General features: G+C 28.2%; 15 protein-coding genes. All 15 read left to right on the forward strand.

Annotated features, from left to right (window positions below; genetic code table 11):
- Positions 1 to 25 precede the first annotated feature (25 nt).
- Entirely contained in the window at positions 26 to 202 is a 177-nt protein-coding gene (locus tag G324_RS07935; RefSeq protein WP_156921264.1) for a hypothetical protein, read from the forward strand.
- Positions 203 to 492: 290 nt separating this feature from the next.
- Entirely contained in the window at positions 493 to 975 is a 483-nt protein-coding gene (locus G324_RS0101595) for an NUDIX hydrolase (protein WP_162146803.1), read from the forward strand.
- Complete coding sequence (locus tag G324_RS0101600) at positions 972 to 1,445, forward strand: hypothetical protein (RefSeq protein ID WP_025724653.1); 474 nt, start codon at positions 972 to 974, stop codon at positions 1,443 to 1,445. Before G324_RS0101595 ends, G324_RS0101600 begins: the two co-directional genes overlap by 4 nt.
- Positions 1,446 to 1,447: 2 nt before the next feature.
- Entirely contained in the window at positions 1,448 to 2,989 is a 1,542-nt protein-coding gene (locus tag G324_RS0101605) for an ABC-F family ATP-binding cassette domain-containing protein (RefSeq protein ID WP_025724654.1), read from the forward strand.
- A 68-nt stretch (positions 2,990 to 3,057) separates the two neighbouring features.
- Positions 3,058 to 3,207, forward strand: a complete 150-nt coding sequence (gene rpmG, locus G324_RS0101610; RefSeq protein WP_025724655.1) for a 50S ribosomal protein L33 — start codon at positions 3,058 to 3,060, stop codon at positions 3,205 to 3,207.
- Positions 3,208 to 3,242: 35 nt separating this feature from the next.
- Positions 3,243 to 3,866, forward strand: coding sequence for an MBL fold metallo-hydrolase (locus tag G324_RS0101615; RefSeq protein ID WP_084027028.1), 624 nt, complete (start codon positions 3,243 to 3,245; stop codon positions 3,864 to 3,866).
- Between the two features lie 16 nt (positions 3,867 to 3,882).
- Positions 3,883 to 4,626, forward strand: coding sequence for a type III pantothenate kinase (locus tag G324_RS0101620; protein WP_162146804.1), 744 nt, complete (start codon positions 3,883 to 3,885; stop codon positions 4,624 to 4,626).
- 13 nt (positions 4,627 to 4,639) lie between these two features.
- Positions 4,640 to 6,274: a phospho-sugar mutase gene (locus G324_RS0101625; RefSeq protein ID WP_025724658.1), complete on the forward strand. Its 1,635-nt coding sequence runs from the start codon at positions 4,640 to 4,642 to the stop codon at positions 6,272 to 6,274.
- Between the two features lie 17 nt (positions 6,275 to 6,291).
- On the forward strand, positions 6,292 to 7,545 hold the full coding sequence (locus G324_RS0101630; RefSeq protein ID WP_035357032.1) for an aminopeptidase P family protein: 1,254 nt from the start codon (positions 6,292 to 6,294) through the stop codon (positions 7,543 to 7,545).
- Between the two features lie 80 nt (positions 7,546 to 7,625).
- Positions 7,626 to 8,246, forward strand: a complete 621-nt coding sequence (locus tag G324_RS0101635) for a hypothetical protein (protein WP_162146805.1) — start codon at positions 7,626 to 7,628, stop codon at positions 8,244 to 8,246.
- Positions 8,243 to 8,986 carry a hypothetical protein gene (locus tag G324_RS0101640; RefSeq protein WP_025724661.1) on the forward strand — a complete coding sequence of 248 codons (744 nt, stop codon included), beginning with the start codon at positions 8,243 to 8,245 and terminating at the stop codon, positions 8,984 to 8,986. The genes G324_RS0101635 and G324_RS0101640 overlap by 4 nt, the downstream gene beginning before the upstream one ends.
- A 39-nt stretch (positions 8,987 to 9,025) precedes the next feature.
- On the forward strand, positions 9,026 to 10,750 hold the full coding sequence (locus G324_RS0101645; RefSeq protein WP_162146806.1) for an ABC transporter ATP-binding protein: 1,725 nt from the start codon (positions 9,026 to 9,028) through the stop codon (positions 10,748 to 10,750).
- Entirely contained in the window at positions 10,747 to 12,543 is a 1,797-nt protein-coding gene (locus G324_RS0101650) for an ABC transporter ATP-binding protein (protein ID WP_025724663.1), read from the forward strand. The genes G324_RS0101645 and G324_RS0101650 overlap by 4 nt, the downstream gene beginning before the upstream one ends.
- A 278-nt stretch (positions 12,544 to 12,821) precedes the next feature.
- Positions 12,822 to 13,319, forward strand: coding sequence for a translation initiation factor IF-3 (gene infC / locus G324_RS0101655; protein ID WP_025724664.1), 498 nt, complete (start codon positions 12,822 to 12,824; stop codon positions 13,317 to 13,319).
- Positions 13,320 to 13,333: 14 nt separating this feature from the next.
- Complete coding sequence (rpmI, locus tag G324_RS0101660) at positions 13,334 to 13,534, forward strand: 50S ribosomal protein L35 (protein WP_025724665.1); 201 nt, start codon at positions 13,334 to 13,336, stop codon at positions 13,532 to 13,534.
- Positions 13,535 to 13,538: the final 4 nt, after the last annotated feature.

Here is a 13,538-nt window from a genome sequence, read left to right on the forward strand (position 1 = left end):
AGAATAGACTTAAGAGGTGATTTGAATGAAAAAAATCTTATTAGTTATAGTGTTTTTATTAGTCGCAGTAGTCTTTGTTTCAAATACATTGAATACTACAAGCGTTGATCATAATGCTGAAAAAGCAGAAACAACACAGTTAGGTTTTGAAGATATTGCTAATACAGAATTAGCTGCACCTTACGGACCTGTACATCCTTAACAGGACTATTATACCTTAAAGTAATTATTAATTTTATTTTGAGTCATCTTTTTATGACTAACAAAATAAAAATATTAAAGATTCACCCCAAATAAATACTTAGGCTCTCCACCTAAGTAATCGTTTGATTAATGTACTCTCCCTACATAAATCAAGTAAATGAAAATAGAGTGTATGATTACTATCTACTTTTTAATAGAAATTTCTTCTAAAAAAGTATTTGGTTAGTTCTAACTCTATTTTTATTTTTATATAACTAATGTTATAATTATTTAGGTGAGGAAATAAAAATGGACTATTTATATACATTATGCTTTATTAAAAGAGATGATGAAATACTTATGTTAAACCGTAATAAAGCACCATGGTTGGGAATTTGGAATGGTGTGGGTGGAAAAAGACATCGTAATGAATCTCCATTAGAATGCATATTAAGAGAAATTAAAGAAGAAACACACATAAATCCTAATGATTATCATGTTGTAGATAAGGGAATTGTTACTTGGAATGGTGATTTTAAAGCATCATCTAGTGGATTACACTTGTTTTTAATGGAAGTTTCAAAGAATTTTCAATATCAAACTCCAATTGAAACAGATGAAGGTATATTATCATGGAAAAAAATTAACTGGATTAATGATATTGATAATTTAGGTGTTTCTTATAATATTCCCTATTTCATTAATAATTTAGTTAATGATAAAAATAGATTTCACTACCACTGTATTTTTAAAGGAAATGAATTGTTAAGTGTTGAGGTGAATGCATTATGAAAGATCCACTTATATATTTATTAATAGTATTAATAGTTCTAGTTATACTATATAGTTTATATCAATTAGTAAAAAAACATTTAGAAAAAAAATCAAAACATGTAAAAAAAATTAAACAGACTTTAGAAACATATGGTAGACTTGAAGAAAAAGAGCATTTCATGTCATATGAATATCAAAATCAACACTATTCACTATTAATTTTTAAAGTTCCAAGTGGCTCTAAATTTACATTTAATTCAAGAACTATTTGGGAAAGAAGATTTGGTCAAAAAAAGATTTATTCAGATCAAAGTTTATTTTCTAAAATGCCACATAAAAAGATAGTAGTTATTTATCCACATGAAGGACCATTTATGTATCACTACGATGAAAATGAAATTAGATTTACTAACTATAAAGAACGTATTTGGGATATGCATATAATATCCATAAATGAATTGGAAAAAGCTTTAAAAGAAGGATTTTAATATTGAGTTTACTAGAAATTAACAATCTCACATTTTCATATAATAACGAACAACTATATGAAGACTCAAACATGCGTCTTTTTGAAGGTGAACATGCCGTATTAGTTGGAAAAAATGGAGCTGGTAAATCTACATTATTAAAACTATTAAATAAGTCTTTATCACCTGATAAGGGAAGTATTTCATGGTTAAGTAACCTGAAGGTAGGATACTTAGACCAGTATGCAAAGATCGATCCAAACTTAACTGTAAAGTCTTATTTATATGATGTATTTTTACCTTTATTTGAAAAAGAACTAATTATCCAATCATTATATGAGTCGATTGCTACAATTCCTGAAAATCAATATGAAAAAGTACTTAATCGTGCACATATATTAGAACAAGAATTACAAGAAGACAATTTCTATGCAATCCAATCAACAATATCAAATATCATCAATGGTCTAGGACTAGATATATCAGTTTTAAACCAAGAAATAAAAACATTATCTGGTGGTATGCGTGCTAAAATTATATTAGGTAAACTTTTATTAGAAGAAGCAGATGTATTATTATTAGATGAACCAACAAACTTTTTAGATATTAAACATATTGAATGGTTAATAAAGTTTTTAAACGGATTTAATAAAGCATTTATAGTTGTAAGTCACGATGAATATTTCTTAAGTCAAATTGCCCAAACAGTATTTGCTGTTGAAGGTAAACAAATTACACGTTATAAAGGTAATTATGATTTTTACTTAAATGAGCATCACCTTAGAATTGAACAACAAGAAAAAACCTATAAGGCTCAACAAAAACTTATTGAAAAAACTGAAGATTATATTAAGAGAAATATCGTACGTGCATCAACCACTAAAATGGCTCAGTCTCGTCGAAAAATGTTAAATAAAATAGTAAGAATACATAAACCGATTGAAAATAAAAAAATTCATATAGAATTTTTATATGGCCGCTCAACTGGCCGTGATGTATTAAAGGTGGATAATCTTATCATAGGATATAATGAACCTTTAGTTGAGCCACAAGAGTTTATAATTACAAAAGGCGATAAAGTAGTTATTACAGGTAAAAATGGTATTGGTAAATCTACTTTAATTAAAACAATTACAGAACAAATCAAACCACTAGGTGGAACATTTACATGGATTGATACAGCAGATATACTGTATTATGAACAAGATATAAACCTTGAAGATGAATACACACCATTTGAACTTATACATCATGAAAACCCAGATCATGATAAGAAGAAAATACTTAATATATTAGCTCAGTTTGGAATTGATTATGAAATGGCACAAAGACCACTTAAAACATTATCTGGTGGAGAAAAAACAAAGGTTAAGTTTGCTTTAACAAGAACACATAAATCTAATGTTATTATTCTTGATGAACCTACTAACCATTTAGATAAACAAGCAAAACAAGTTTTGAAAGAAGCACTCATAAAATACCCGGGTACAATTATCTTAGTTTCACATGAAAAATCATTTTATGAAGAAATTTGTGACTATGAAATCAATTTATCAAATATATAATGATTATTTAGTTGAAAAATTAAATTAAGTTTGATATACTTATAGGTGCAAGTTTGGAGGGATGATTCATGCGTGAATTAGTTAAATTAGTTTGTACAGAATGTGGCGATGAAAATTATTATACAACTAAAAACAAAAAAACGACACCAGATCGTTTAGAAATGAATAAGTATTGCCCACGTTTAAGAAAGTATACACTTCACAGAGAAAAGAAATAAACTATCATGTATAGTTTTTTTTCTATCTAAAGACTATGTTATATACATTTAATGGAAGCGAAGATATCGCTCATTCTTATCTTATATGTCGTTTTGGCCACTGTTTATTAATTGATCCAAGTTATGATTATGAATCTATTATGATGAAACTAGGCGATCAAATACTTGATGGTATTTTACTAACACATGCGCACAGTGATCATGCTGGATTAATACATCTTTTTAATGTACCCATATACATCAATGAAATGGATGTTGCATTATTATTTGAAGATAAATATAATGGGTTTTCAAAAGAAAATCCAAGACCATATAAAAGAAAAGATTTACAATTTAAATTTGTTAATGATTTAGATAAAATACCTTTAGCAGATCAGGAGGTCATATGTTACCATACACCTGGTCATACTAAAGGTTCTTTATCATTTCTATTTCAAAAATATTTATTTACTGGAGATACTTTATTTAAAGGAAGTGTCGGCAGACATGATTTATATAGTGGTAACTTATTTGATTTAAAAAGAAGTATTTTAAGATTAATAGATGAAATAGATTCAAATGTTATGATAAAACCAGGTCATGATGAAGAATCTACTGTTCGTATTGAACGAAAAATGAACCCATTTTACATAAAATGGAAAAAACAAGGTAAAATATAATAAGAGGGTAAAAATTATGATTATTTTATTTGACGTAGGCAATACAAGTATTTATACAGGTCTTTCAGATGGTGAAAAGATAATAGAAACTTTTAGAATTAATACAGATTCTACTAAAACACCGGATGAATATTATATTACACTTAATAATTTTTTAAATAATAGAAAAATTACTGGTGTTGTTATTGGATCTGTAGTACCAGCTGTAACAATTACATTATTAAGAATTTCTCAAAAATACTTTAATTTAGAACCGGTTATTGTTGAACCAGGCACAAAAACTGGAATTTTAGTTAAAGCTGATAATCCTAGAGAAGTTGGTGCTGATTTAATTGCTGATGCCGCTGGACTAAGTTCATTAGAACCAACATTAATCATTGATTTAGGAACTGCTAATAAGTTTATTTATGTAAAAAACAATCAAATTACAGGAGTAATTATCTCTCCTGGAGTAGAACTTAGTATAAAAGCATTAGATGGAAATACTGCACTCTTGCATAATGTTGAAATTAAAGCTCCTAAAAAATATTTAGGAAACAATACGATTACATGTATCCAATCAGGTGTAGTATATGGTACAGTAGTCATGCTAGAAGGTATGGTTGCTCGTATTAAAGAAGAAGTTAATGAAGAGTTTAAGGTGGTTTTAACAGGGGGACTATCTAAACTTATATCTGAACATATTAGATTAAATATAACTAGAGATTCAAGACTTGTATTAAAGGGACTATTAAATATTTATTTAAAAAATAATAAGTGATAAGGAATTTTATATGACATATCAAGATAAATATAACTTATGGTTAAATGAAGAAAGTTTAACCATAGATGAGAAGCAAACATTATTAAAAATGAGCGAAAAAGAAAAAGAGGAATCTTTTTATCAAGAATTAAGTTTTGGTACTGGAGGTATCAGAGGCATACTAGGTCTTGGACCCAATCGAATCAACCAATATACGATTAAAAAAGTTACTTTAGGTTTAGTTAAATATCTTAAGAAAACCAATCAATTAAATGGTGTTGCAATTGCTTATGATAACCGTTTTGGGTCATATGAATTTGCATATGAAGCAGCTAAGGTATTAGCGTATAATGGTATGAAATCATATATATATAAGGCATTAAGACCAACACCGATGTTAAGCTTTTTAGTTAGACATTTTAAAACATCTGCAGGCATCATGTTAACTGCATCGCATAACCCTAAAGAATATAATGGATTTAAAGCATATAATTCAACAGGTGCTCAACTAAGTACTGAAGAATCTAATGAAATGATCAAACAAATACAGACCATTGACTCACCATTTAATATAAAGAGTGTGGACAATGATTTAATTAACTGGATTGATGAATCACTTGATCCGCTTTACTTAAATGAAGTTGAAAAAATTGCTATTCAAAATGATAAAAAGATTGTAAAAATAGTCTATTCCCCACTCCATGGAACTGGGGGAACGGTTATTCCTAGACTATTAACTAAAAATGGTTATAATGTAACACCAGTAAAAGAACAAATGATACCTGATCCATCATTTAGTCACACTAAATCATCAAACCCTGAAGATAAGATAGCTTTCGAATCATCTATTAAATTAGCAAATCAAATAGATGCGGACGTTATATTTATAACAGATCCTGATGCTGACAGGTTAGGTGTTTGTGTTAAACATAATGGCGAGTTTATAACCTTAAATGGTAATCAAACAGCAAGCTTAGTACTTTACTATATTTTAAGCAAGAAGCATAATCAAAAAGGCATAGTTTACACAACAATAGTAACAACAACTTTAATTAAAAAAATTGCAGAATCTTATAACATGCTTGTAGGTGAAACATTAACTGGATTCAAATTCATAGGTGAACAAGCAGAAAAAAATAAAGATAAGTATCCATTTATCTTTGGATGTGAAGAATCATATGGATCACTTGTTAGTGATTTTGTTCGTGATAAAGATGCAGTGCAAGCAGTATACATCTTAGCTGAAATAGCAAACACATTAAAATTAGAAAATAAAACGATGATTGATTATTTAGAAGAAATATATCAAAAATACGGATATTTTAGAGAAGATACGATTAGTCTAAGTTTTAAAGGCATAGAAGGACTAAAAAGAATTGATGAAATCACTTCATATTTTAGAGAAAATGACTTAATACTTAATGGTTTTGAAGTTAGAGAAAAAATAGATTACATAAACGGATACATTAATCCACATGATATTATTTTACCTCCTTCAAATGTCATAAAATTTTTAAGTGAAGAAGGCTATGTAATCTTTAGACCTAGTGGCACAGAACCTAAATTAAAAATATACTTATCAATTAAAAAAAATAGTCTAGAAGAATCTAATCTAGCATTAGAAAAATTAAAATCTAAAGTACTAGAATTAATTGAAAAGATTTAAGAAAGGATTTTAAAAAAATGTATAAAAATCGTAGAAACAATTACATTAAATTAGTTGATAACTTTAGTTTATCACTATTTTATTCCGGCAGTGCACCACATTTATCGAATGATGCTTATTACCCATTTCAAGTAAACAAGAATTTTTGGTATTTAAGTAATATTAGTCAAAGTGATTCAATATTAATGATTGTAAAAGCAAATGATATTGAAACAAGTTATTTATTTATTAAAAAAATTGATCCAATAGAAGCGTTGTGGGTTGGTGAGTCATTGACTTTTGAAAAAGCTAGCCATATCTCAGGTATTCCACTAGAAAATATAGTAGATATTTCAAATTTTGATTCATTTTTTAGTAATCTATTTACACAAACTAGACGCGCACTATTTGGTCAAATTAAATCAGTTTATTTTGATATAGAAAGACAATCCATTAAAGATGCACCTTTAAAAGGTGAATTAGAGGCTAAACTTTTCAATCAAAGATATCCTCATATACAAATAAAAAATGCGCATGGATTACTGGCTAACTTAAGAAGTTCTAAAGATGAATTAGAAGTAGAATATACAAAAAAAGCAATTGAAGTGTCAAGACTTGCAAACCTAAGACTTCTAGATACAATTAAATATGCAAATAATGAATCTGATTTACTCGCGGAATTTAATTATATTTTAAATAAAAATCAAACAAAACCTTCATTTAATGAAATAATTGCAAGTGGTAAGAATGCAACAATTCTTCATTATGAAGATAATAACCAACCAATTAATAAAAATGACTTAGTTTTACTTGATTTAGGGGTAAGATTTAATCAATATGCTTCAGATATTACCCGTACTTATCCTGCAAGTGGTAAATTTAACAAACGCCAAAAAGAAGTATATCAAGCAGTCTTAAATGTAAATAAAGCAATAATTAATTGGGTTAAACCTGGTGTTACTCAGTTTGAATATAATCAAAAGGGTAAGGAACTTCTAACAATTGAAGCGAAAAAATTAGGACTAATTACAAAAGATGAGGATATTATAAAATATTATTATCACGGACTTGGACATCCACTTGGATTAGATGTTCATGATGTTGGTAATCCTTCATTACCATTTAAAGTAGGTCAAATTATAACTGTAGAACCAGGTTTATATATAGCCGAAGAAGGAATTGGTGTTCGTATAGAAGATGATCTATTATTAACTGAAGATGGATGTATTAATTTAAGTGAATCTATTATAAAAGAAGTTAAAGATATCGAATTATATTTAGAAAAAGTTTAGGAAACTAAACTTTTTTTATTTTTATATAAAAAAAGTCAAAATTAAATACTTTTTCTAATATATAGTAGGAGGTAATATATATGAAAAAGTATTTAATAATTATATGTTTATTTTTTATTTCTATTTTGTTTTCAAATACAAGTTTTGCTTATGCAGATTTTCAAGATTTAAAAAAAGTTGGCAACGGAAAACTTCTTCAAGAATACAGTTTGGGTGATTATGATTTTGCTTATAAAAAAGTTAGTAAGAATCGATTTCTAGGGTGGAATTACTATCATGTTAATGAAGATATGAAAGTGACATTTACTTCAGAAACTCTATTTAGTTATTATAATAATGGTAAATCACCAATATCTTATAATTATAAAGCAAGTAAAAAAACAATCAATCACTATCAATTAAAAGTATCAGGAGGCGTAAAACTTCAAACTCAGAAAGATAATAAAGTCTTTGGTAGTGGATTAACAGCACATATGAACTTGGATTATCTTTATGATACAAAAATAGAGGATATAGAAAGTTATGATATAAAAGTTTCTATTGAACCGGGTACACAGATGGTTTTATATCTTTATGGAGAAGGAAAAATCACCAATGGTGTTGCCAAAAATTACTTGTTTTGGATGGAAATTGCTAAGGGTGGATATGAAATATTTGTAGTTACTACGCACTATCAAAGACTTGAGATTACCCCAATATGAAAAAATATATAGTATTTTTTATTGTAATAGGTATATTAACTACTATTTTAGTTTTTATGTTGATGCCTAAAAAAGATCCGACAAAACTGATTTTCATCAAACAAAATCATTATATACTCTATGATAATGAAGAAAAAATTAGAATAAAATACTTTACAAGAACTAAAGAATATGACTTATCTAGTCAGATTAATAGTGGCTTTATTCAAAATAATGATGAGTCTTACAAATTTTTAATTGAATCATTAATGATAGAAAAAATGCATGATGAGGTTTATTTGGGTGATTTATACTATGGATATGAAATGTTAATTAATTTACCTAATGTATCTGATAGTTATTACTTAGAAAATTTTATTATCAATTTAAAAATAAATGATAAAAAATATCGATTTGATGTAGGTAGCTTATATGTTGAGTATCCAGAATATAATGATAATTATATTAAATGGTATGGATTAGAAGGAATTAAAAATAACTCTGTTCAATTAAGTCAAATAATTGTTGATATCAATGAAGATACACCAATATTAAATATACTACTAGCAGATCAATTACTAGACTATTTTATGTTAGATCAAAGTATCATAATTAATATGAATGAACATTTTGAATTATTTAATCGTACCTATATAAAGATTATTACATTAGATGGAATAACCTATTTACCAAATTTTACATATTTTAATAACTATGAACTATTAAGCCATACAAAGGGCTCAAGTTACGTAATTTTATAAGGATTTTATGATAAAATAGATAACAGAGGTAAAAAGTACATGTTATTTATTTTTAAAAGAATGGGTAAATATATTTGGAGCGTAATTTATTCGCTTGTTGTAAAAGCATTAGGTGCTGGAGCAGATTTATTATTACCATTTTTACTAGCTTATATGATTGATGAAGTGTTATTGGTTTCAACACCTAGTGATTTTAAATTACTGGTATATATTGGAATTGGAATGTTTTTAATTGCTATAATCGGATGGCTTTTTAATGTTTCTGCAAATCGCTCAGCTGAAAAAGTTGCTAGTTATACTGTCGCTGATGTACGTAGTGAACTATTTTATAAAATTGAGCATTTAAATGCATCACAAGTTGACAAAATAACAACATCATCTTTGATTTCTAGATTAACTACAGATACATATAATATATTTTCAATGGTTGGTTCATTGCAACGATTGGGTATTAGAGCACCGATGCTATTAATTGGTGGGATAATTATGTCGTTTTTTATGGATCCACTCTTAACATTGGTAATGATATTTTTATTACCATTTATTGTTGTTATTGTTTGGTACTATACAAAAAAAGGGCGTCCTATGTATGCAGACATCCAACAACAAGTTGATGAAATAGTTAGAGTTTTAAGAGAAAATGTTACAGGTGTTCGAGTAATTAGAGCCTTATCCATGACAAACTTTGAACAAGAAAGATTTAAACAAGAAAATAAAAAAGCAGTAGAAAAAGAACTTAAAGCAACTATGACAATGAATAAGATTAGGCCACTTATGGATATTATAATGAATGTTGGATTGGTTGTTGTACTTGTTTTAGGTGCATATCGTGTGATGGATGGTTATACAAAGGTTGGCCAAATTGTTGCACTTATAACCTACTTTACATTAATTCTAAATTCAATGTCAGCAATTACTAGAATCTTTATTCAAATATCAAGGGCAAGTGCATCAGCAGCTAGAATTGTTGAAGTCCTTAACATGGAAGATGAAATGGAAGATGGTACATTGCCACTTATCATTAATGAAGACCCACATTTAGAATTTAATCATGTCAACTTTTCATATCATGGAAAACAAGATCATTTAGAGAACATTGATTTTAAACTATATAAAGGACAGACATTGGGAATAATTGGTGCAACCGGTAGTGGGAAAACAACAATTATTAATTTAATCATGCGTTTTTATGATCCTCAAAAGGGTGAAATTAAAATATATGGAGAAAACATTAAAAACATTAAAAAAGATGATTTAAGAAGACATATTGGTTTAGTGCTTCAAAATGATTTAGTGTTTTCTGATACAATTCATGGAAATATATCTTTTTCAAGACCTGCTGTTGGTCCTCAAGATGTGAAGTTAGCAAAGCAAATTGCACAAGCAGATTTTATAGATGAAATGCCTAACCAATTTGATTACCAAATTTCACAGCGTGGAACAAATATTTCGGGAGGCCAACGTCAAAGATTGTTAATTGCAAGAGCTGTTGCAAGTAATCCTAAATTGTTAATTTTAGATGATGCCTCATCTGCACTTGATTATCAAACAGATAGAAACTTAAGACAAGCTATTCAAACTCATCTAAAAGAAACAACAAAAATTATAGTTGCTCAACGTATTTCATCCATTAAAGATGCAGACTTAATATTACTAATAGAAGATGGAAAAATTAGTGATAAAGGGACACATGAAACATTATTAAAAACTAGTTCTATATATCAACTCTTAGTGGAACATCAATTGGGAGGTGATGCACTATGAATAGAAGCATGGGAAAAGGCCGAACTAGAAATGATGGTTCACAAGTAGCTAAAAATAAAAAAGCGACAATCAAAAGATTATGGTATTACCTATCTTATTATAAGAGCAGATTAATCATTGGTATTGTATTAACTGTACTGTCAAATGCCCTTTCACTAATAGGACCTTATTTAACTGGTCAAATGATTAATGAAATGACAGTGGTAAATGATGGATTTGCTATTGATTTTAATAAAATATTTATATTAGCATCACTAATGATCTCGTTTTATTTGGTATCTGCAGTAATGAATTACATTTTAAGTGTTGCTTTAGTTAAGATGTCTCAAAGTGTAGTGTATAAATTAAGATCAGATTTATTTAATAAAATGACTTCAGTTCATGTGAATTACTTTGATTCAAATCAAACAGGAGATATTATTTCTCGTATGAGTTACGATATTGATACAATTGCAACATCAATATCCTCTGATGTTTTAAGTATGATTACATCAACTATTACACTTGTAGTGTCATTTGTCATGATGATTATTGTATCACCATTACTACTTGCAATATATTTTATTACAATTCCTTTATCGTTTTTGATTACATCATTGCTATCTAAAGTTATTAAGAAGAAGTTAAGAATTCGTAATCAACAACTAGGTGTAATGAATGGATACGCTGAAGAAATGATTAGTGCACAAAAAACCATTCAGTCGTATGTACAAGAAGAAGTTATATACCAAAAATTTGATCAACATAATAAAGATGCTGCTAAAAAAAGTTATGAGGCAGGATATTACTATACAACAACTGGACCAAGTGTTAACTTTATTAACAATTTTGGAACAGCATTAGTTGGAACTGCTGGTGCAATTTTAGCAGTATTTGGTGGAATTAAAATTGGTGACTTATCAGCATTTATGCTTTATTCCAAGCGCTTTTCTGGACCGATTAATCAATTAAGTAACTTAATTGCTGATATTCAATCAGCACTTGCAGCAGCAGAACGTATATTTTATGTGCTCGATCAAGAAGATGAACAACAAAATATAACAGATGCAAAAACTAAAGGTATAAATCGTGGATTTGTTGAATTTAATGATGTAAGTTTTGGGTATACAAAAGATAAAATCATCTTAAAAAATGTAAGTTTTATGGCTAAACCAGGTCAGAAAATTGCTATTGTAGGAGCGACTGGTGCTGGTAAAACAACACTTGTTAATCTTTTAATGCGCTTTTATGAAATTGATTCTGGAAATATATTAGTTGATGATATTCCGATTACAGACTATGATAGAAAATATTATAGAAAAGCATTTTCGATGGTGCTTCAAGATACATGGTTATTTAAAGGAACAGTACTAGATAATATTAAATATGGAAATGAAAATGTAACATTTGAAGATGTAGTTGAGGCTGCAAAAAAAGCTAGGATACATCATTATATATCTGGATTACCCGATGGATATGATACATTTTTGTCAGATGATGGTGTAAATATATCTAAGGGCCAAAAACAATTAATAGTTATAGCTAGAGCAATTTTAAGCCGCTCACAAATGCTTATTTTGGATGAAGCCACATCTAATGTAGATACTTATACTGAAGTAAACATTCAAGAAGCAATGATGACTTTGATGGAAAATAAAACAACTTTTGTAATAGCACATAGACTTTCTACAATTAAAAATGCAGATTTAATTTTACTAATGAGTCATGGAAATATTATTGAACAAGGGTCACACAATCAATTAATGGAACAAAAAGGTGAATATTATAACTTGTTCATGTCACAATTTTCATAAAAACACACATTAATTATTTTGTATTTGACATTTATGCTTCAAAATTATATAATAACTACGGTAATATTGTGAAAAGAAGAGATACCCTCTCACCTGATGGACGAATCCTTGGGTAAATAGCACGCTAAACAGATTCTATAAATTCGAAATTTAGTGCGAAGTGGGTATAATTCATTTATACTCGCTTTTTCATTTTTTACCAAAATAAAAACTGAAAGGAGTGGTTACATATAAAACCACAAAAAACAGGGTTTAAACCCAAACAGAGTTCGGATTTAGTGAATGAAACATTACCAAATGGACAATTCCTAATCATTGATGAAGATGGTCAAAAACTGGGAACATTTGATCGAAGAAAAGCAATAGAACTTGCTAGTCAAAAAGACTTAGATATTCTAGTTGTATCTCCGCCGAATGCAAATCCTATGGTAGCGAAATTATTAGATTATTCAAAATATCGCTATGATCAACAAAAAAAGCTTAAAGAGATGAAGAAAAATCAACAAATTGTTAAGCTAAAAGAAATTAAATTATCACCAACAATTGATAAACATGATTTTAATACAAAATTAAAATCAGCTCAAAAATTTATTGATGGTGGAGATAAAGTTAAAGTGTCACTACGTTTTAGAGGACGTATGATTACACACAGTGATATCGGATTAGAGCAAGTTAATAAATTTGTTGAATCATTAACAGATATCGTTATAGAAGCAAAACCTAAATTAGAAGGTATGCAACTTATTGCAATAGTTGCACCGGCAAAAGAAAGATAAAAGAGGGACACATCATGCCAAAACAAAAAACACACAGTGGATTAAAAAAACGTATTAAAATCACTGCTACTGGTAAATTAATGCGTCACAAAGCATATTCAAACCACTTGGCAGCATCAAAAACAACAAAACAAAATAGACAATTAAGAGCTGAAACATCTGTTCATGAAACAGATGCAAAAAGAATTAAACGCTTAATTGCTAACATGAAATAAGGAG

The organism is Acholeplasma granularum ATCC 19168 (genome assembly GCF_000526235.1).
GTDB classification, from domain to species: domain Bacteria; phylum Bacillota_I; class Bacilli_A; order Acholeplasmatales; family Acholeplasmataceae; genus Acholeplasma; species Acholeplasma granularum.

Excerpts from the sequence above, each read along its gene's own strand:
- G324_RS07935 (WP_156921264.1), top strand. The coding sequence starts at position 26 with ATGAAAAAAATCTTATTAGTTATAGTGTTTTTATTAGTCGCAGTAGTC.
- G324_RS0101595 (WP_162146803.1), top strand. The coding sequence starts at position 493 with ATGGACTATTTATATACATTATGCTTTATTAAAAGAGATGATGAAATA.
- G324_RS0101600 (WP_025724653.1), top strand. The coding sequence starts at position 972 with ATGAAAGATCCACTTATATATTTATTAATAGTATTAATAGTTCTAGTT.
- rpmG (WP_025724655.1), top strand. The coding sequence starts at position 3,058 with ATGCGTGAATTAGTTAAATTAGTTTGTACAGAATGTGGCGATGAAAAT.
- G324_RS0101615 (WP_084027028.1), top strand. The coding sequence starts at position 3,243 with ATGTTATATACATTTAATGGAAGCGAAGATATCGCTCATTCTTATCTT.
- G324_RS0101620 (WP_162146804.1), top strand. The coding sequence starts at position 3,883 with ATGATTATTTTATTTGACGTAGGCAATACAAGTATTTATACAGGTCTT.
- G324_RS0101625 (WP_025724658.1), top strand. The coding sequence starts at position 4,640 with ATGACATATCAAGATAAATATAACTTATGGTTAAATGAAGAAAGTTTA.
- G324_RS0101630 (WP_035357032.1), top strand. The coding sequence starts at position 6,292 with ATGTATAAAAATCGTAGAAACAATTACATTAAATTAGTTGATAACTTT.
- G324_RS0101635 (WP_162146805.1), top strand. The coding sequence starts at position 7,626 with ATGAAAAAGTATTTAATAATTATATGTTTATTTTTTATTTCTATTTTG.
- G324_RS0101640 (WP_025724661.1), top strand. The coding sequence starts at position 8,243 with ATGAAAAAATATATAGTATTTTTTATTGTAATAGGTATATTAACTACT.
- G324_RS0101645 (WP_162146806.1), top strand. The coding sequence starts at position 9,026 with ATGTTATTTATTTTTAAAAGAATGGGTAAATATATTTGGAGCGTAATT.
- G324_RS0101650 (WP_025724663.1), top strand. The coding sequence starts at position 10,747 with ATGAATAGAAGCATGGGAAAAGGCCGAACTAGAAATGATGGTTCACAA.
- rpmI (WP_025724665.1), top strand. The coding sequence starts at position 13,334 with ATGCCAAAACAAAAAACACACAGTGGATTAAAAAAACGTATTAAAATC.